This is a genomic window from Psychrobacter sp. WY6 (genome assembly GCF_018448495.1).
In the GTDB taxonomy this organism is placed as follows: Bacteria; Pseudomonadota; Gammaproteobacteria; order Pseudomonadales; family Moraxellaceae; genus Psychrobacter.
In genome coordinates this window covers 603,403-624,916 of record NZ_CP049902.1, presented here as the reverse complement: position 1 = coordinate 624,916, position 21,514 = coordinate 603,403, and the positions used below count along the sequence as shown (strand labels likewise).

At 47.6% G+C, this 21,514-nt stretch carries 6 tRNA genes and 11 rRNA genes; all 17 read left to right on the top strand.

Going from position 1 to position 21,514, the window contains the following annotated elements:
* The first annotated feature begins 119 nt into the window (after positions 1-119).
* The 17 genes from G7Y90_RS03070 to rrf (G7Y90_RS02990) all read left to right on the top strand — a co-directional run bounded on the left by G7Y90_RS03070 (position 120) and on the right by rrf (G7Y90_RS02990) (position 21,380).
* Positions 120-2,978: ribosomal RNA gene (locus G7Y90_RS03070) — 23S ribosomal RNA — on the top strand.
* Positions 2,979-3,166: 188 nt separating this feature from the next.
* A 5S ribosomal RNA gene (gene rrf / locus G7Y90_RS03065) occupies positions 3,167-3,281 on the top strand.
* A 700-nt stretch (positions 3,282-3,981) separates the two neighbouring features.
* Positions 3,982-5,513: ribosomal RNA gene (locus G7Y90_RS03060) — 16S ribosomal RNA — on the top strand.
* Positions 5,514-5,588: 75 nt separating this feature from the next.
* Positions 5,589-5,665 (top strand) — tRNA-Ile (locus G7Y90_RS03055).
* Positions 5,666-5,674: 9 nt separating this feature from the next.
* Positions 5,675-5,748, top strand: a tRNA-Ala gene (locus tag G7Y90_RS03050).
* A 344-nt stretch (positions 5,749-6,092) separates the two neighbouring features.
* A 23S ribosomal RNA gene (locus G7Y90_RS03045) occupies positions 6,093-8,943 on the top strand.
* A gap of 188 nt (positions 8,944-9,131) precedes the next feature.
* Positions 9,132-9,245: ribosomal RNA gene (gene rrf / locus G7Y90_RS03040) — 5S ribosomal RNA — on the top strand.
* 732 nt (positions 9,246-9,977) lie between these two features.
* Positions 9,978-11,513: ribosomal RNA gene (locus tag G7Y90_RS03035) — 16S ribosomal RNA — on the top strand.
* A 75-nt stretch (positions 11,514-11,588) separates the two neighbouring features.
* Positions 11,589-11,665 (top strand) — tRNA-Ile (locus G7Y90_RS03030).
* A gap of 9 nt (positions 11,666-11,674) precedes the next feature.
* Positions 11,675-11,750, top strand: a tRNA-Ala gene (locus G7Y90_RS03025).
* Between the two features lie 334 nt (positions 11,751-12,084).
* Positions 12,085-14,943: ribosomal RNA gene (locus G7Y90_RS03020) — 23S ribosomal RNA — on the top strand.
* A gap of 188 nt (positions 14,944-15,131) precedes the next feature.
* Positions 15,132-15,246: ribosomal RNA gene (gene rrf, locus G7Y90_RS03015) — 5S ribosomal RNA — on the top strand.
* Between the two features lie 865 nt (positions 15,247-16,111).
* Positions 16,112-17,650 (top strand): 16S ribosomal RNA (locus G7Y90_RS03010).
* Positions 17,651-17,725: 75 nt separating this feature from the next.
* Positions 17,726-17,802, top strand: a tRNA-Ile gene (locus tag G7Y90_RS03005).
* Positions 17,803-17,811: 9 nt separating this feature from the next.
* Positions 17,812-17,887 (top strand) — tRNA-Ala (locus G7Y90_RS03000).
* Between the two features lie 343 nt (positions 17,888-18,230).
* Positions 18,231-21,083, top strand: a 23S ribosomal RNA gene (locus tag G7Y90_RS02995).
* A 182-nt stretch (positions 21,084-21,265) separates the two neighbouring features.
* Positions 21,266-21,380, top strand: a 5S ribosomal RNA gene (gene rrf / locus G7Y90_RS02990).
* The 16S, 23S and 5S rRNA genes sit together here with 6 tRNA genes alongside, the layout of an rRNA operon.
* Positions 21,381-21,514: the final 134 nt, after the last annotated feature.

The following is a 21,514-nucleotide window of genomic DNA, read 5'->3' as shown; positions in this document are numbered from 1 at the left end:
CAGGGGTGAGTGATTAAAAAAGTAAAGAGAACTGAATCAAGCGTATAAACATAGGTGATATCGTTATCATAATTAGACTTTATAACACTTAGCAGTCGAAAGACTACTTGGGGTTGTATGGTCAAGTAATGAACGCACATGGTGGATGCCTTGGCAGTCAGAGGCGATGAAAGACGTGACAGCCTGCGATAAGCTTCGGGGAGGCGGCAATATCCTGTGATCCGGAGATTTCTGAATGGGGAAACCACCTACCATAAGGTAGGTATCTTGTACTTGTACAAGAAGCGAACGAGGGGAAGTGAAACATCTCAGTACCCTTAGGAATAGACATCAAATGAGATTCCCCTAGTAGCGGCGAGCGAACGGGGAGAAGCCGATTAATGCTAATGTAGAAGAACAGCGTGGGAAAGCTGACCGTAGTAGGTGATAGTCCTGTATTCGAAACATTAGCGTTAACATATTAAGTAGAGCGGGGCACGAGAAATCCTGTTTGAAGATGGGGGGACCATCCTCCAAGGCTAAATACTCCTGACTGACCGATAGTGAACCAGTACCGTGAGGGAAAGGCGAAAAGAACCCCTGTGAGGGGAGTGAAATAGAACCTGAAACCGTGTGCGTACAAGCAGTGGGAGCCTTAATTTATTAGGGTGACCGCGTACCTTTTGTATAATGGGTCAGCGACTTATATTCTGTAGCAAGGTTAACCGTTTAGGGGAGCCGTAGGGAAACCGAGTCTTAATAGGGCGTTTAGTTGCAGGGTATAGACCCGAAACCGAGTGATCTATCCATGAGCAGGTTGAAAGTGCCGTAACAGGCACCGGAGGACCGAACCCACTGTCGTTGAAAAGCCAGGGGATGACTTGTGGATAGGGGTGAAAGGCTAATCAAACTCGGTGATAGCTGGTTCTCCCCGAAAGCTATTTAGGTAGCGCCTCGGACGAACACCATTGGGGGTAGAGCACTGTTTCGGCTAGGGGGTCATACCGACTTACCAAACCGATGCAAACTCCGAATACCGATGAGTGATATCCGGGAGACACACAGTGGGTGCTAACGTCCATTGTGGAGAGGGAAACAACCCAGACCGCCAGCTAAGGCCCCAAATTCCTAGTTAAGTGGGAAACGAGGTGGGAAGGCATAGACAGCTAGGAGGTTGGCTTAGAAGCAGCCATCCTTTAAAGAAAGCGTAATAGCTCACTAGTCGAGTCGGCCCGCGCGGAAGATGTAACGGGGCTCAAACTAGGAGCCGAAGCTGCGGATTTGAATTTGTTTTCAAGTGGTAGGGGAGCGTTGTGTAAGCCTGTGAAGGTGTGTCGTAAGGCATGCTGGAGGTATCACAAGAGCGAATGCTGACGTGAGTAACGATAATGCGAGTGAAAAGCTCGCACGCCGGAAGATCAAGGGTTCCAGTCCAACGTTAATCGGGGCTGGGTGAGTCGACCCCTAAGGCGAGGCCGAAAGGCGTAGTCGATGGGAAATCGGTTAATATTCCGATACTTGTTTATAATGCGATGGAGGGACGGAGAAGGTTATGTCAGCCTGGCGTTGGTTGTCCAGGTGAAAGGATGTAGGCTTACAACTTAGGTAAATCCGGGTTGTTATATGGCTGAGATCTGATAGCAAGCTGTACTTGTACAGTGAAGTGGCAAATACCATGCTTCCAGGAAAAGCTTCTAAGCAATAGTTATAAACGAATCGTACCCTAAACCGACACAGGTGATCAGGTAGAGAATACCAAGGCGCTTGAGAGAACTCTGCTGAAGGAACTAGGCAAAATGGTACCGTAACTTCGGGAGAAGGTACGCTGCTGATGGTGATAGGACACGCTCCTTGAGCTGTTGGCAGTCGCAGATACCAGGCTGCTGCAACTGTTTATTAAAAACACAGCACTCTGCAAACACGAAAGTGGACGTATAGGGTGTGATGTCTGCCCGGTGCTGGAAGGTTAATTGATGGGGTTAGCGTAAGCGAAGCTCTTGATCGAAGCCCCAGTAAACGGCGGCCGTAACTATAACGGTCCTAAGGTAGCGAAATTCCTTGTCGGGTAAGTTCCGACCTGCACGAATGACATAATGATGGCAGCGCTGTCTCCAGCAGAGACTCAGTGAAATCGAAATCGCAGTGAAGATGCTGTGTACCCGCGGCTAGACGGAAAGACCCCGTGAACCTTTACTACAGCTTTACATTGAACTTTGACCTGACTTGTGCAGGATAGGTGGGAGGCTTTGAAGCCGAGACGCTAGTCTCGGTGGAGCCAATCTTGAAATACCACCCTGGTCATGTTGGGGTTCTAACTCAGGTATAACAATACCGAGGACAATGTATGGTGGGTAGTTTGACTGGGGCGGTCTCCTCCTAAAGAGTAACGGAGGAGTACGAAGGTGCGCTCAGACCGGTCGGAAATCGGTCGTAGAGTATAAAGGCAAAAGCGCGCTTAACTGCGAGACCCACAAGTCGAGCAGGTACGAAAGTAGGTCTTAGTGATCCGGTGGTTCTGTATGGAAGGGCCATCGCTCAACGGATAAAAGGTACTCTGGGGATAACAGGCTGATACCGCCCAAGAGTTCATATCGACGGCGGTGTTTGGCACCTCGATGTCGGCTCATCTCATCCTAGGGCTGAAGCAGGTCCTAAGGGTATGGCTGTTCGCCATTTAAAGAGGTACGCGAGCTGGGTTTAGAACGTCGTGAGACAGTTCGGTCCCTATCTACCGTGGGCGTTGGAAATTTGAGAGGATCTGCTCCTAGTACGAGAGGACCAGAGTGGACGAACCTCTGGTGTTCGGGTTGTCACGCCAGTGGCATTGCCCGGTAGCTACGTTCGGATGGGATAACCGCTGAAAGCATCTAAGCGGGAAGCCCACCTCAAGATTAGATTTCCCTAAAGAGCCGTTGAAGACTACGACGTTGATAGGCAGGTGTGGAAGTGCAGCGATGCATGTAGCTAACCTGTACTAATTGCTCGTTTGGCTTGACCATACAACACCCAAGTGGTTTGTATGAAAGCTCTAATTAATCTATCTTGTATAAGCGAAAGCTTATAGAAACGAGAGAATATTTCGATATCACCTTTAACCTTGATTCAGTTAGGTTACAAGTTGATCGACCATAAACTAAACACTTATAGTCAAACAATAAAAATAACAGACTCATATCTAACCCCCTTTGCTGACGACAATAGCATGATGGCACCACCTGATCCCTTCCCGAACTCAGAAGTGAAACATCATTGCGCCAATGGTAGTGTGGGTTCGCCCATGTGAGAGTAGGTCATCGTCAGCTCTCTATTCTAAAAGCTAAACCCCCTTACGCGAAAGTGTAAGGGGGTTTTGTTTCGTGTGCGGTTTGGTAGTAATTATTTGATCAACAGCATCTAATCCCATTCAGTAAAATAATCATCAAAAAGCAATGATTTACCTTGACCCGGCGTCAAAACCCCTATACTGCCACCCAGTCGGAGAGGAAGGCTGTTTAGAATGAGTGATGAGACATTTACTTCAAACTAAATAAAAATTACTTCTTGACACAGAGATTAAAGCGTCTATAATACGCCCTCATCAAGACGAGCTGGAAGCTTATATGTAAGATACATATAAATAACCCAATTCACTTGAAGAAACAAAACATAAAAAAGCTTGACAAATCAAATCATTATGATAAGATAGTCGGCTCGCTAGATAGCTTAACCCGTAAGGGATTGAGACTAAACAGAGAGATACCCTATATCAGTTACTGGACGACAGTGATTGAGCACTATTTAAAAGCATAACTAAAGAACAACTTGTGTGGATTTTTGCTGATTCAGATGCTAAGTTAACTAAAAATTTTAACTCCTTTTCGGAGTTCATTCTAACTATAAAAATTATCATTTAAGACAGCAGAAAACTCAAAGTTAATTCATTACGAACATAATTTTTAGCGATTTTGCCAGATTAGATGAGCCAAGTTTAGAAGCTTCTTTAAAGAGCTTCATAGCAAGATTAAACTGAAGAGTTTGATCATGGCTCAGATTGAACGCTGGCGCAGGCTTAACACATGCAAGTCGAGCGGAAACGATGATAGCTTGCTATCAGGCGTCGAGCGGCGGACGGGTGATACTTAGGAATCTACCTAGTAGTGGGGGATAGCACGGGGAAACTCGTATTAATACCGCATACGACCTACGGGAGAAAGGGGCAGTTTACTGCTCTCGCTATTAGATGAGCCTAAGTCGGATTAGCTAGATGGTGGGGTAAAGGCCTACCATGGCGACGATCTGTAGCTGGTCTGAGAGGATGATCAGCCACACCGGGACTGAGACACGGCCCGGACTCCTACGGGAGGCAGCAGTGGGAATATTGGACAATGGGGAAACCCTGATCCAGCCATGCCGCGTGTGTGAAGAAGGCCTTTTGGTTGTAAAGCACTTTAAGCAGTGAAGAAGACTCCGTGGTTAATACCCACGGACGATGACATTAGCTGCAGAATAAGCACCGGCTAACTCTGTGCCAGCAGCCGCGGTAATACAGAGGGTGCAAGCGTTAATCGGAATTACTGGGCGTAAAGGGAGCGTAGGTGGCTCTATAAGTCAGATGTGAAATCCCCGGGCTTAACCTGGGAACTGCATCTGAAACTGTAGAGCTAGAGTATTGTGAGAGGAAGGTAGAATTCCAGGTGTAGCGGTGAAATGCGTAGAGATCTGGAGGAATACCGATGGCGAAGGCAGCCTTCTGGCATAATACTGACACTGAGGCTCGAAAGCGTGGGTAGCAAACAGGATTAGATACCCTGGTAGTCCACGCCGTAAACGATGTCTACTAGTCGTTGGGTCCCTTGAGGACTTAGTGACGCAGCTAACGCAATAAGTAGACCGCCTGGGGAGTACGGCCGCAAGGTTAAAACTCAAATGAATTGACGGGGGCCCGCACAAGCGGTGGAGCATGTGGTTTAATTCGATGCAACGCGAAGAACCTTACCTGGTCTTGACATATCTAGAATCCTGCAGAGATGCGGGAGTGCCTTCGGGAATTAGAATACAGGTGCTGCATGGCTGTCGTCAGCTCGTGTCGTGAGATGTTGGGTTAAGTCCCGCAACGAGCGCAACCCTTGTCCTTAGTTACCAGCGGGTTAAGCCGGGAACTCTAAGGATACTGCCAGTGACAAACTGGAGGAAGGCGGGGACGACGTCAAGTCATCATGGCCCTTACGACCAGGGCTACACACGTGCTACAATGGTAGGTACAGAGGGCAGCTACACAGCGATGTGATGCGAATCTCAAAAAGCCTATCGTAGTCCAGATTGGAGTCTGCAACTCGACTCCATGAAGTAGGAATCGCTAGTAATCGCGGATCAGAATGCCGCGGTGAATACGTTCCCGGGCCTTGTACACACCGCCCGTCACACCATGGGAGTTGATTGCACCAGAAGTGGATAGCTTAACCTTCGGGGGAGCGTTCACCACGGTGTGGTTGATGACTGGGGTGAAGTCGTAACAAGGTAGCCGTAGGGGAACCTGCGGCTGGATCACCTCCTTATAGATGGCATTCGGTCAGCAAGAATTCACAACAAGTTGTTCTTTAGTTTAAGCTTACGTTTTAACAAGCGTAATTGGGTCTGTAGCTCAGCTGGTTAGAGCACCGTGTTGATAACGCGGGGGTCAGTGGTTCAAGTCCACTTAGACCCACCATTTTATAATGGGGCCATAGCTCAGTTGGTAGCGCCTGCCTTGCACGCAGGAGGTCAACGGTTCGACTCCGTTTGGCTCCACCACTATAGACGAATAAGCTTTAAGTGCTAATAGTATAAATAGAAACAAGTGATTTATCTTTGAATAAAGACACGATTACTTCTTTCTGTTTTATACAGAATCTGTGACTCGACGAGAGCATAGAGACTATTTAAAAACATAGATATGAGTCTGGGTTAGGAAGAGCGTGTTCACGCGCACTTCCTAACCTTAATCACTCACCTCTTAACGACATCAGTTGTTATCCCAGGGGTGAGTGATTAAAAAAAGTAAAGAGAACTGAATCAAGCGTATAAACATAGGTGATATCGTTATCATAATTAGACTTTATAACACTTAGCAGTCGAAAGACTACTTGGGGTTGTATGGTCAAGTAATGAAGCGCACATGGTGGATGCCTTGGCAGTCAGAGGCGATGAAAGACGTGACAGCCTGCGATAAGCTTCGGGGAGGCGGCAATATCCTGTGATCCGGAGATTTCTGAATGGGGAAACCCACCTACCATAAGGTAGGTATCTTGTACTTGTACAAGAAGCGAACGAGGGGAAGTGAAACATCTCAGTACCCTTAGGAATAGACATCAAATGAGATTCCCCTAGTAGCGGCGAGCGAACGGGGAGAAGCCGATTAATGCTAATGTAGAAGAACAGCGTGGGAAAGCTGACCGTAGTAGGTGATAGTCCTGTATTCGAAACATTAGCGTTAACATATTAAGTAGAGCGGGGCACGAGAAATCCTGTTTGAAGATGGGGGGACCATCCTCCAAGGCTAAATACTCCTGACTGACCGATAGTGAACCAGTACCGTGAGGGAAAGGCGAAAAGAACCCCTGTGAGGGGAGTGAAATAGAACCTGAAACCGTGTGCGTACAAGCAGTGGGAGCCTTATTTATGACCGCGTACCTTTTGTATAATGGGTCAGCGACTTATATTCTGTAGCAAGGTTAACCGTTTAGGGGAGCCGTAGGGAAACCGAGTCTTAATAGGGCGTTTAGTTGCAGGGTATAGACCCGAAACCGAGTGATCTATCCATGAGCAGGTTGAAAGTGCCGTAACAGGCACCGGAGGACCGAACCCACTGTCGTTGAAAAGCCAGGGGATGACTTGTGGATAGGGGTGAAAGGCTAATCAAACTCGGTGATAGCTGGTTCTCCCCGAAAGCTATTTAGGTAGCGCCTCGGACGAACACCATTGGGGGTAGAGCACTGTTTCGGCTAGGGGGTCATACCGACTTACCAAACCGATGCAAACTCCGAATACCGATGAGTGATATCCGGGAGACACACAGTGGGTGCTAACGTCCATTGTGGAGAGGGAAACAACCCAGACCGCCAGCTAAGGCCCCAAATTCCTAGTTAAGTGGGAAACGAGGTGGGAAGGCATAGACAGCTAGGAGGTTGGCTTAGAAGCAGCCATCCTTTAAAGAAAGCGTAATAGCTCACTAGTCGAGTCGGCCCGCGCGGAAGATGTAACGGGGCTCAAACTAGGAGCCGAAGCTGCGGATTTGAATTTGTTTTCAAGTGGTAGGGGAGCGTTGTGTAAGCCTGTGAAGGTGTGTCGTAAGGCATGCTGGAGGTATCACAAGAGCGAATGCTGACGTGAGTAACGATAATGCGAGTGAAAAGCTCGCACGCCGGAAGATCAAGGGTTCCAGTCCAACGTTAATCGGGGCTGGGTGAGTCGACCCCTAAGGCGAGGCCGAAAGGCGTAGTCGATGGGAAATCGGTTAATATTCCGATACTTGTTTATAATGCGATGGAGGGACGGAGAAGGTTATGTCAGCCTGGCGTTGGTTGTCCAGGTGAAAGGATGTAGGCTTACAACTTAGGTAAATCCGGGTTGTTATATGGCTGAGATCTGATAGCAAGCTGTACTTGTACAGTGAAGTGGCAAATACCATGCTTCCAGGAAAAGCTTCTAAGCAATAGTTATAAACGAATCGTACCCTAAACCGACACAGGTGATCAGGTAGAGAATACCAAGGCGCTTGAGAGAACTCTGCTGAAGGAACTAGGCAAAATGGTACCGTAACTTCGGGAGAAGGTACGCTGCTGATGGTGATAGGACACGCTCCTTGAGCTGTTGGCAGTCGCAGATACCAGGCTGCTGCAACTGTTTATTAAAAACACAGCACTCTGCAAACACGAAAGTGGACGTATAGGGTGTGATGTCTGCCCGGTGCTGGAAGGTTAATTGATGGGGTTAGCGTAAGCGAAGCTCTTGATCGAAGCCCCAGTAAACGGCGGCCGTAACTATAACGGTCCTAAGGTAGCGAAATTCCTTGTCGGGTAAGTTCCGACCTGCACGAATGACATAATGATGGCAGCGCTGTCTCCAGCAGAGACTCAGTGAAATCGAAATCGCAGTGAAGATGCTGTGTACCCGCGGCTAGACGGAAAGACCCCGTGAACCTTTACTACAGCTTTACATTGAACTTTGACCTGACTTGTGCAGGATAGGTGGGAGGCTTTGAAGCCGAGACGCTAGTCTCGGTGGAGCCAATTGAAATACCACCCTGGTCATGTTGGGGTTCTAACTCAGGTATAACAATACCGAGGACAATGTATGGTGGGTAGTTGGACTGGGGCGGTCTCCTCTAAAGAGTAACGGAGGATACGAAGGTGCGCTAGACCGGTCGGAAATCGGTCGTAGAGTATAAAGGCAAAAGCGCGCTTAACTGCGAGACCCACAAGTCGAGCAGGTACGAAAGTAGGTCTTAGTGATCCGGTGGTTCTGTATGGAAGGGCCATCGCCTAACGGATAAAGGTACTCTGGGGATAAACAGGCTGATACCGCCAAGAGTTCATATCGACGGCGGTGTTTGGCACCTCGATGTCGGCTCATCTCATCCTAGGGCTGAAGCAGGTCCTAAGGGTATGGCTGTTCGCCATTTAAAGAGGTACGCGAGCTGGTTTAGAACGTCGTGAGACAGTTCGGTCCCTATCTACCGTGGGCGTTGGAAATTTGAGAGGATCTGCTCCTAGTACGAGAGGACCAGAGTGGACGAACCTCTGGTGTTCGGGTTGTGTCACGCCAGTGGCATTGCCCGGTAGCTACGTTCGGATGGGATAACCGCGTGAAAGCATCTAAGCGGGAAGCCCACCTCAAGATTAGATTTCCCTAAAGAGCCGTTGAAGACTACGACGTTGATAGGCAGGGTGTGGAAGTGCAGCGATGCATGTAGCTAACCTGTACTAATTGCTCGTTTGGCTTGACCATACAACACCCAAGTGGTTTGTATGAAAGCTCTAATTAATCTATCTTGTATAAGCGAAAGCTTATAGAAACGAGAGAATATTTCGATATCACCTTTAACCTTGATTCAGTTAGGTTACAAGTTGATCGACCATAAACTAAACACTTATAGTCAAACAATAAAAATAACAGACTCATATCTAACCCCCTTTGCTGACGACAATAGCATGATGGCACCACCTGATCCTTCCCGAACTCAGAAGTGAAACATCATTGCGCCAATGGTAGTGTGGATTCGTCCATGTGAGAGTAGGTCATCGTCAGCTCTCTATTCTAAAAGCTAAACCCCCTTCTGCTTATGCAGAAGGGGGTTTTCTTTTTCGTGGGTTTGAGATTAAGTTGTTGGCAAAAATACACTGGTTTCCCAATTGATTCGAGAAGTTAGAAAATAGAGGGTATTTTGATGTCGTTCTCTAGAATCTTTACCTATTTAATAGGTTTCTAGTATTCAGTGCCAAATCCATGAAAACAAATATTCCCTCTAACCCATTGAAAACTATGTATTATTAAAAGTCTCATCAAATAAACCCAAAAACCTTTGATAAAGAGGTTGACACCCCTGTCAGAATCTATATATACGCCCCACAGCAAAGGAAGCTAAGCAGTAAGTTAACAAACTTATCACTTAGATAACCAGTTGAAACGAATTAGAACAAAGGGTTGACAGACTATTTCATTATGATACTAGTCGGCTCGCTAAACGAGATAAGCAAATAGCTTTGATTGATTAGTAAGAACATCTTTATTGGACGACAATAGAAGAACACTATTTAAAAGCATAACTAAAGAACAACTTGTGTGGATTTTTGCTGATTCAGAATGCTAAAAAATAAAGTTGGTTGAGACTCCTTTTCGGAGTTCATTCTAACTATAAAAATTATCATTTAAGACAGCAGAAAAACTCAAAGTTAATTCATTACGAACATAATTTTTAGCGATTTTGCCAGATTAGATGAGCCAAGTTTAGAAGCTTCTTTAAAGAGCTTCATAGCAAGATTAAACTGAAGAGTTTGATCATGGCTCAGATTGAACGCTGGCGGCAGGCTTAACACATGCAAGTCGAGCGGAAACGATGATAGCTTGCTATCAGGCGTCGAGCGGCGGACGGGTGAGTAATACTTAGGAATCTACCTAGTGGGGGATAGCACGGGGAAACTCGTATTAATACCGCATACGACCTACGGGAGAAAGGGGGCAGTTTACTGCTCTCGCTATTAGATGAGCCTAAGTCGGATTAGCTAGATGGTGGGGTAAAGGCCTACCATGGCGACGATCTGTAGCTGGTCTGAGAGGATGATCAGCCACACCGGGACTGAGACACGGCCCGGACTCCTACGGGAGGCAGCAGTGGGGAATATTGGACAATGGGGGAAACCCTGATCCAGCCATGCCGCGTGTGTGAAGAAGGCCTTTTGGTTGTAAAGCACTTTAAGCAGTGAAGAAGACTCCATGGTTAATACCCACGGACGATGACATTAGCTGCAGAATAAGCACCGGCTAACTCTGTGCCAGCAGCCGCGGTAATACAGAGGGTGCAAGCGTTAATCGGAATTACTGGGCGTAAAGGGAGCGTAGGTGGCTCTATAAGTCAGATGTGAAATCCCCGGGCTTAACCTGGGAACTGCATCTGAAACTGTAGAGCTAGAGTATGTGAGAGGAAGGTAGAATTCCAGGTGTAGCGGTGAAATGCGTAGAGATCTGGAGGAATACCGATGGCGAAGGCAGCCTTCTGGCATAATACTGACACTGAGGCTCGAAAGCGTGGGTAGCAAACAGGATTAGATACCCTGGTAGTCCACGCCGTAAACGATGTCTACTAGTCGTTGGGTCCCTTGAGGACTTAGTGACGCAGCTAACGCAATAAGTAGACCGCCTGGGGAGTACGGCCGCAAGGTTAAAACTCAAATGAATTGACGGGGGCCCGCACAAGCGGTGGAGCATGTGGTTTAATTCGATGCAACGCGAAGAACCTTACCTGGTCTTGACATATCTAGAATCCTGCAGAGATGCGGGAGTGCCTTCGGGAATTAGAATACAGGTGCTGCATGGCTGTCGTCAGCTCGTGTCGTGAGATGTTGGGTTAAGTCCCGCAACGAGCGCAACCCTTGTCCTTAGTTACCAGCGGGTTAAGCCGGGAACTCTAAGGATACTGCCAGTGACAAACTGGAGGAAGGCGGGGACGACGTCAAGTCATCATGGCCCTTACGACCAGGGCTACACACGTGCTACAATGGTAGGTACAGAGGGCAGCTACACAGCGATGTGATGCGAATCTCAAAAAGCCTATCGTAGTCCAGATTGGAGTCTGCAACTCGACTCCATGAAGTAGGAATCGCTAGTAATCGCGGATCAGAATGCCGCGGTGAATACGTTCCCGGGCCTTGTACACACCGCCCGTCACACCATGGGAGTTGATTGCACCAGAAGTGGATAGCTTAACCTTCGGGGGAGCGTTCACCACGGTGTGGTTGATGACTGGGGTGAAGTCGTAACAAGGTAGCCGTAGGGGAACCTGCGGCTGGATCACCTCCTTATAGATGGCATTCGGTCAGCAAGAATTCACAACAAGTTGTTCTTTAGTTTAAGCTTACGTTTTAACAAGCGTAATTGGGTCTGTAGCTCAGCTGGTTAGAGCACCGTGTTGATAACGCGGGGGTCAGTGGTTCAAGTCCACTTAGACCCACCATTTTATAATGGGGCCATAGCTCAGTTGGTAGAGCGCCTGCCTTGCACGCAGGAGGTCAACGGTTCGACTCCGTTTGGCTCCACCACTATAGACGAATAAGCTTTAAGTGCTAATAGTATAAATAGAAACAAGTGATTTATCTTTGAATAAAGACACGATTACTTCTTTCTGTTTTATACAGAATCTGTGACTCGACGAGAGCATAGAGACTATTTAAAAACATAGATATAGTCTGGGTTAGGAAGCGTGTTCACGCGCACTTCCTAACCTTAATCACTCACCTCTTAACGACATCAGTTGTTATCCCAGGGGTGAGTGATTAAAAAAAGTAAAGAGAACTGAATCAAGCGTATAAACATAGGTGATATCGTTATCATAATTAGACTTTATAACACTTAGCAGTCTACTTGGGGTTGTATGGTCAAGTAATGAAGCGCACATGGTGGATGCCTTGGCAGTCAGAGGCGATGAAAGACGTGACAGCCTGCGATAAGCTTCGGGGAGGCGGCAATATCCTGTGATCCGGAGATTTCTGAATGGGGAAACCCACCTACCATAAGGTAGGTATCTTGTACTTGTACAAGAAGCGAACGAGGGGAAGTGAAACATCTCAGTACCCTTAGGAATAGACATCAAATGAGATTCCCCTAGTAGCGGCGAGCGAACGGGGAGAAGCCGATTAATGCTAATGTAGAAGAACAGCGTGGGAAAGCTGACCGTAGTAGGTGATAGTCCTGTATTCGAAACATTAGCGTTAACATATTAAGTAGAGCGGGGCACGAGAAATCCTGTTTGAAGATGGGGGGACCATCCTCCAAGGCTAAATACTCCTGACTGACCGATAGTGAACCAGTACCGTGAGGGAAAGGCGAAAAGAACCCCTGTGAGGGGAGTGAAATAGAACCTGAAACCGTGTGCGTACAAGCAGTGGGAGCCTTAATTTATTAGGGTGACCGCGTACCTTTTGTATAATGGGTCAGCGACTTATATTCTGTAGCAAGGTTAACCGTTTAGGGGAGCCGTAGGGAAACCGAGTCTTAATAGGGCGTTTAGTTGCAGGGTATAGACCCGAAACCGAGTGATCTATCCATGAGCAGGTTGAAAGTGCCGTAACAGGCACCGGAGGACCGAACCCACTGTCGTTGAAAAGCCAGGGGATGACTTGTGGATAGGGGTGAAAGGCTAATCAAACTCGGTGATAGCTGGTTCTCCCCGAAAGCTATTTAGGTAGCGCCTCGGACGAACACCATTGGGGGTAGAGCACTGTTTCGGCTAGGGGGTCATACCGACTTACCAAACCGATGCAAACTCCGAATACCGATGAGTGATATCCGGGAGACACACAGTGGGTGCTAACGTCCATTGTGGAGAGGGAAACAACCCAGACCGCCAGCTAAGGCCCCAAATTCCTAGTTAAGTGGGAAACGAGGTGGGAAGGCATAGACAGCTAGGAGGTTGGCTTAGAAGCAGCCATCCTTTAAAGAAAGCGTAATAGCTCACTAGTCGAGTCGGCCCGCGCGGAAGATGTAACGGGGCTCAAACTAGGAGCCGAAGCTGCGGATTTGAATTTGTTTTCAAGTGGTAGGGGAGCGTTGTGTAAGCCTGTGAAGGTGTGTCGTAAGGCATGCTGGAGGTATCACAAGAGCGAATGCTGACGTGAGTAACGATAATGCGAGTGAAAAGCTCGCACGCCGGAAGATCAAGGGTTCCAGTCCAACGTTAATCGGGGCTGGGTGAGTCGACCCCTAAGGCGAGGCCGAAAGGCGTAGTCGATGGGAAATCGGTTAATATTCCGATACTTGTTTATAATGCGATGGAGGGACGGAGAAGGTTATGTCAGCCTGGCGTTGGTTGTCCAGGTGAAAGGATGTAGGCTTACAACTTAGGTAAATCCGGGTTGTTAGGCTGAGATCTGATAGCAAGCTGTACTTGTACAGTGAAGTGGCAAATACCATGCTTCCAGGAAAAGCTTCTAAGCAATAGTTATAAACGAATCGTACCCTAAACCGACACAGGTGATCAGGTAGAGAATACCAAGGCGCTTGAGAGAACTCTGCTGAAGGAACTAGGCAAAATGGTACCGTAACTTCGGGAGAAGGTACGCTGCTGATGGTGATAGGACACGCTCCTTGAGCTGTTGGCAGTCGCAGATACCAGGCTGCTGCAACTGTTTATTAAAAACACAGCACTCTGCAAACACGAAAGTGGACGTATAGGGTGTGATGTCTGCCCGGTGCTGGAAGGTTAATTGATGGGGTTAGCGTAAGCGAAGCTCTTGATCGAAGCCCCAGTAAACGGCGGCCGTAACTATAACGGTCCTAAGGTAGCGAAATTCCTTGTCGGGTAAGTTCCGACCTGCACGAATGACATAATGATGGCAGCGCTGTCTCCAGCAGAGACTCAGTGAAATCGAAATCGCAGTGAAGATGCTGTGTACCCGCGGCTAGACGGAAAGACCCCGTGAACCTTTACTACAGCTTTACATTGAACTTTGACCTGACTTGTGCAGGATAGGTGGGAGGCTTTGAAGCCGAGACGCTAGTCTCGGTGGAGCCAATCTTGAAATACCACCCTGGTCATGTTGGGGTTCTAACTCAGGTATAACAATACCGAGGACAATGTATGGTGGGTAGTTTGACTGGGGCGGTCTCCTCCTAAAGAGTAACGGAGGAGTACGAAGGTGCGCTCAGACCGGTCGGAAATCGGTCGTAGAGTATAAAGGCAAAAGCGCGCTTAACTGCGAGACCCACAAGTCGAGCAGGTACGAAAGTAGGTCTTAGTGATCCGGTGGTTCTGTATGGAAGGGCCATCGCTCAACGGATAAAAGGTACTCTGGGGATAACAGGCTGATACCGCCCAAGAGTTCATATCGACGGCGGTGTTTGGCACCTCGATGTCGGCTCATCTCATCCTAGGGCTGAAGCAGGTCCTAAGGGTATGGCTGTTCGCCATTTAAAGAGGTACGCGAGCTGGGTTTAGAACGTCGTGAGACAGTTCGGTCCCTATCTACCGTGGGCGTTGGAAATTTGAGAGGATCTGCTCCTAGTACGAGAGGACCAGAGTGGACGAACCTCTGGTGTTCGGGTTGTCACGCCAGTGGCATTGCCCGGTAGCTACGTTCGGATGGGATAACCGCTGAAAGCATCTAAGCGGGAAGCCCACCTCAAGATTAGATTTCCCTAAAGAGCCGTTGAAGACTACGACGTTGATAGGCAGGGTGTGGAAGTGCAGCGATGCATGTAGCTAACCTGTACTAATTGCTCGTTTGGCTTGACCATACAACACCCAAGTGGTTTGTATGAAAGCTCTAATTAATCTATCTTGTATAAGCGAAAGCTTATAGAAACGAGAGAATATTTCGATATCACCTTTAACCTTGATTCAGTTAGGTTACAAGTTGATCGACCATAAACTAAACACTTATAGTCAAACAATAAAAATAACAGACTCATATCTGACCCCCTTTGCTGACGACAATAGCATGATGGCACCACCTGATCCCTTCCCGAACTCAGAAGTGAAACATCATTGCGCCAATGGTAGTGTGGGTTCGCCCATGTGAGAGTAGGTCATCGTCAGCTCTCTATTCAAAGTAAAACCCCCCAACGTTAATTCGTTGGGGGGTTTTCTTTGCCTAAGAAAAAGTGCCAAGATAAAAAATGCCAATGCGGGTTTAAAAAATCAGCTAGAATTCGAGTTTCCTGATAGATGACTTAGAGATTAGAGACTGATTTGGACCTATTTTTTAACAATCATTACCCTGTCAGTGAATTAAATAAGCCTTATTTTAGAATAATTAAATAAATAGTTAGCTTCAAACAAGTCATTAACCCATCTAACGTCAGCTTAATGCAACATCTACAGGTATTTCCAGCGTTTAAACCCAAATACATCGAATCCCTATTTTCCTCTAACCCATTGAAAACTATGTATTATTAAAAGTCTCATCAAATAAACCCAAAAACCTCTGATAAAGCGGTTGACACCCCTGTCAGAATCTATATAATACGCCCCACAGCAAAGGAAGCTAAGCAGTAAGTTAACCAACTTATTACTTAGATTACCAAGCTAAGACAAAACATAAAAAAGCTTGACAAATCAAATCATTATGATAAGATAGTCGGCTCGCTAGATAGCTTAACCCGTAAGGGATTGAGACTAAACAGCAAGAGAGATACCCTATATATCAGTTACTGGACGACAGTGATTGAGCACTATTTAAAAGCATAACTAAAGAACAACTTGTGTGGATTTTTGCTGATTCAGAATGCTAAAAAATAAAGTTGGTTTTAACTCCTTTTCGGAGTTCATTCTAACTATAAAAATTATCATTTAAGACAGCAGAAAAACTCAAAGTTAATTCATTACGAACATAATTTTTAGCGATTTTGCCAGATTAGATGAGCCAAGTTTAGAAGCTTCTTTAAAGAGCTTCATAGCAAGATTAAACTGAAGAGTTTGATCATGGCTCAGATTGAACGCTGGCGGCAGGCTTAACACATGCAAGTCGAGCGGAAACGATGATAGCTTGCTATCAGGCGTCGAGCGGCGGACGGGTGAGTAATACTTAGGAATCTACCTAGTAGTGGGGGATAGCACGGGGAAACTCGTATTAATACCGCATACGACCTACGGGAGAAAGGGGGCAGTTTACTGCTCTCGCTATTAGATGAGCCTAAGTCGGATTAGCTAGATGGTGGGGTAAAGGCCTACCATGGCGACGATCTGTAGCTGGTCTGAGAGGATGATCAGCCACACCGGGACTGAGACACGGCCCGGACTCCTACGGGAGGCAGCAGTGGGGAATATTGGACAATGGGGGAAACCCTGATCCAGCCATGCCGCGTGTGTGAAGAAGGCCTTTTGGTTGTAAAGCACTTTAAGCAGTGAAGAAGACTCCGTGGTTAATACCCACGGACGATGACATTAGCTGCAGAATAAGCACCGGCTAACTCTGTGCCAGCAGCCGCGGTAATACAGAGGGTGCAAGCGTTAATCGGAATTACTGGGCGTAAAGGGAGCGTAGGTGGCTCTATAAGTCAGATGTGAAATCCCCGGGCTTAACCTGGGAACTGCATCTGAAACTGTAGAGCTAGAGTATGTGAGAGGAAGGTAGAATTCCAGGTGTAGCGGTGAAATGCGTAGAGATCTGGAGGAATACCGATGGCGAAGGCAGCCTTCTGGCATAATACTGACACTGAGGCTCGAAAGCGTGGGTAGCAAACAGGATTAGATACCCTGGTAGTCCACGCCGTAAACGATGTCTACTAGTCGTTGGGTCCCTTGAGGACTTAGTGACGCAGCTAACGCAATAAGTAGACCGCCTGGGGAGTACGGCCGCAAGGTTAAAACTCAAATGAATTGACGGGGGCCCGCACAAGCGGTGGAGCATGTGGTTTAATTCGATGCAACGCGAAGAACCTTACCTGGTCTTGACATATCTAGAATCCTGCAGAGATGCGGGAGTGCCTTCGGGAATTAGAATACAGGTGCTGCATGGCTGTCGTCAGCTCGTGTCGTGAGATGTTGGGTTAAGTCCCGCAACGAGCGCAACCCTTGTCCTTAGTTACCAGCGGGTTAAGCCGGGAACTCTAAGGATACTGCCAGTGACAAACTGGAGGAAGGCGGGGACGACGTCAAGTCATCATGGCCCTTACGACCAGGGCTACACACGTGCTACAATGGTAGGTACAGAGGGCAGCTACACAGCGATGTGATGCGAATCTCAAAAAGCCTATCGTAGTCCAGATTGGAGTCTGCAACTCGACTCCATGAAGTAGGAATCGCTAGTAATCGCGGATCAGAATGCCGCGGTGAATACGTTCCCGGGCCTTGTACACACCGCCCGTCACACCATGGGAGTTGATTGCACCAGAAGTGGATAGCTTAACCTTCGGGGGAGCGTTCACCACGGTGTGGTTGATGACTGGGGTGAAGTCGTAACAAGGTAGCCGTAGGGGAACCTGCGGCTGGATCACCTCCTTATAGATGGCATTCGGTCAGCAAGAATTCACAACAAGTTGTTCTTTAGTTTAAGCTTACGTTTTAACAAGCGTAATTGGGTCTGTAGCTCAGCTGGTTAGAGCACCGTGTTGATAACGCGGGGGTCAGTGGTTCAAGTCCACTTAGACCCACCATTTTATAATGGGGCCATAGCTCAGTTGGTAGAGCGCCTGCCTTGCACGCAGGAGGTCAACGGTTCGACTCCGTTTGGCTCCACCACTATAGACGAATAAGCTTTAAGTGCTAATAGTATAAATAGAAACAAGTGATTTATCTTTGAATAAAGACACGATTACTTCTTTCTGTTTTATACAGAATCTGTGACTCGACGAGAGCATAGAGACTATTTAAAAACATAGATATGAGTCTGGGTTAGGAAGAGCGTGTTCACGCGCACTTCCTAACCTTAATCACTCACCTCTTAACGACATCAGTTGTTATCCCAGGGGTGAGTGATTAAAAAAGTAAAGAGAACTGAATCAAGCGTATAAACATAGGTGATATCGTTATCATAATTAGACTTTATAACACTTAGCAGTCGAAAGACTACTTGGGGTTGTATGGTCAAGTAATGAAGCGCACATGGTGGATGCCTTGGCAGTCAGAGGCGATGAAAGACGTGACAGCCTGCGATAAGCTTCGGGGAGGCGGCAATATCCTGTGATCCGGAGATTTCTGAATGGGGAAACCCACCTACCATAAGGTAGGTATCTTGTACTTGTACAAGAAGCGAACGAGGGGAAGTGAAACATCTCAGTACCCTTAGGAATAGACATCAAATGAGATTCCCCTAGTAGCGGCGAGCGAACGGGGAGAAGCCGATTAATGCTAATGTAGAAGAACAGCGTGGGAAAGCTGACCGTAGTAGGTGATAGTCCTGTATTCGAAACATTAGCGTTAACATATTAAGTAGAGCGGGGCACGAGAAATCCTGTTTGAAGATGGGGGGACCATCCTCCAAGGCTAAATACTCCTGACTGACCGATAGTGAACCAGTACCGTGAGGGAAAGGCGAAAAGAACCCCTGTGAGGGGAGTGAAATAGAACCTGAAACCGTGTGCGTACAAGCAGTGGGAGCCTTAATTTATTAGGGTGACCGCGTACCTTTTGTATAATGGGTCAGCGACTTATATTCTGTAGCAAGGTTAACCGTTTAGGGGAGCCGTAGGGAAACCGAGTCTTAATAGGGAGTTGCAGGGTATAGACCCGAAACCGAGTGATCTATCCATGAGCAGGTTGAAAGTGCCGTAACAGGCACCGGAGGACCGAACCCACTGTCGTTGAAAAGCCAGGGGATGACTTGTGGATAGGGGTGAAAGGCTAATCAAACTCGGTGATAGCTGGTTCTCCCCGAAAGCTATTTAGGTAGCGCCTCGGACGAACACCATTGGGGGTAGAGCACTGTTTCGGCTAGGGGGTCATACCGACTTACCAAACCGATGCAAACTCCGAATACCGATGAGTGATATCCGGGAGACACACAGTGGGTGCTAACGTCCATTGTGGAGAGGGAAACAACCCAGACCGCCAGCTAAGGCCCCAAATTCCTAGTTAAGTGGGAAACGAGGTGGGAAGGCATAGACAGCTAGGAGGTTGGCTTAGAAGCAGCCATCCTTTAAAGAAAGCGTAATAGCTCACTAGTCGAGTCGGCCCGCGCGGAAGATGTAACGGGGCTCAAACTAGGAGCCGAAGCTGCGGATTTGAATTTGTTTTCAAGTGGTAGGGGAGCGTTGTGTAAGCCTGTGAAGGTGTGTCGTAAGGCATGCTGGAGGTATCACAAGAGCGAATGCGTGAGTAACGATAATGCGAGTGAAAAGCTCGCACGCCGGAAGATCAAGGGTTCCAGTCCAACGTTAATCGGGGCTGGGTGAGTCGACCCCTAAGGCGAGGCCGAAAGGCGTAGTCGATGGGAAATCGGTTAATATTCCGATACTTGTTTATAATGCGATGGAGGGACGGAGAAGGTTATGTCAGCCTGGCGTTGGTTGTCCAGGTGAAAGGATGTAGGCTTACAACTTAGGTAAATCCGGGTTGTTATATGGCTGAGATCTGATAGCAAGCTGTACTTGTACAGTGAAGTGGCAAATACCATGCTTCCAGGAAAAGCTTCTAAGCAATAGTTATAAACGAATCGTACCCTAAACCGACACAGGTGATCAGGTAGAGAATACCAAGGCGCTTGAGAGAACTCTGCTGAAGGAACTAGGCAAAATGGTACCGTAACTTCGGGAGAAGGTACGCTGCTGATGGTGATAGGACACGCTCCTTGAGCTGTTGGCAGTCGCAGATACCAGGCTGCTGCAACTGTTTATTAAAAACACAGCACTCTGCAAACACGAAAGTGGACGTATAGGGTGTGATGTCTGCCCGGTGCTGGAAGGTTAATTGATGGGGTTAGCGTAAGCGAAGCTCTTGATCGAAGCCCCAGTAAACGGCGGCCGTAACTATAACGGTCCTAAGGTAGCGAAATTCCTTGTCGGGTAAGTTCCGACCTGCACGAATGACATAATGATGGCAGCGCTGTCTCCAGCAGAGACTCAGTGAAATCGAAATCGCAGTGAAGATGCTGTGTACCCGCGGCTAGACGGAAAGACCCCGTGAACCTTTACTACAGCTTTACATTGAACTTTGACCTGACTTGTGCAGGATAGGTGGGAGGCTTTGAAGCCGAGACGCTAGTCTCGGTGGAGCCAATCTTGAAATACCACCCTGGTCATGTTGGGGTTCTAACTCAGGTATAACAATACCGAGGACAATGTATGGTGGGTAGTTTGACTGGGGCGGTCTCCTCCTAAAGAGTAACGGAGGAGTACGAAGGTGCGCTCAGACCGGTCGGAAATCGGTCGTAGAGTATAAAGGCAAAAGCGCGCTTAACTGCGAGACCCACAAGTCGAGCAGGTACGAAAGTAGGTCTTAGTGATCCGGTGGTTCTGTATGGAAGGGCCATCGCTCAACGGATAAAAGGTACTCTGGGGATAACAGGCTGATACCGCCCAAGAGTTCATATCGACGGCGGTGTTTGGCACCTCGATGTCGGCTCATCTCATCCTAGGGCTGAAGCAGGTCCTAAGGGTATGGCTGTTCGCCATTTAAAGAGGTACGCGAGCTGGGTTTAGAACGTCGTGAGACAGTTCGGTCCCTATCTACCGTGGGCGTTGGAAATTTGAGAGGATCTGCTCCTAGTACGAGAGGACCAGAGTGGACGAACCTCTGGTGTTCGGGTTGTCACGCCAGTGGCATTGCCCGGTAGCTACGTTCGGATGGGATAACCGCTGAAAGCATCTAAGCGGGAAGCCCACCTCAAGATTAGATTTCCCTAAAGAGCCGTTGAAGACTACGACGTTGATAGGCAGGGTGTGGAAGTGCAGCGATGCATGTAGCTAACCTGTACTAATTGCTCGTTTGGCTTGACCATACAACACCCAAGTGGTTTGTATGAAAGCTCTAATTAATCTATCTTGTATAAGCGAAAGCTTATAGAAACGAGAGAATATTTCGATATCACCTTTAACCTTGATTCAGTTAGGTTACAAGTTGATCGACCATAAACTAAACACTTATAGTCAAACAATAAAAAAAAGACTCATAACCCCCTTTGCTGACGACAATAGCATGATGGCACCACCTGATCCCTTCCCGAACTCAGAAGTGAAACATCATTGCGCCAATGGTAGTGTGGGTTCGCCCATGTGAGAGTAGGTCATCGTCAGCTCTCTATTCAAAGTAAAACCCCCCAACGTTAATTCGTTGGGGGGTTTTCTTTGTTTGCTATATACTACTTCTTTCAGAAATTATTTTTCGTTCAAGAGTTATCCATATCTTAAAGTCTCCTTTACCAACCTATGG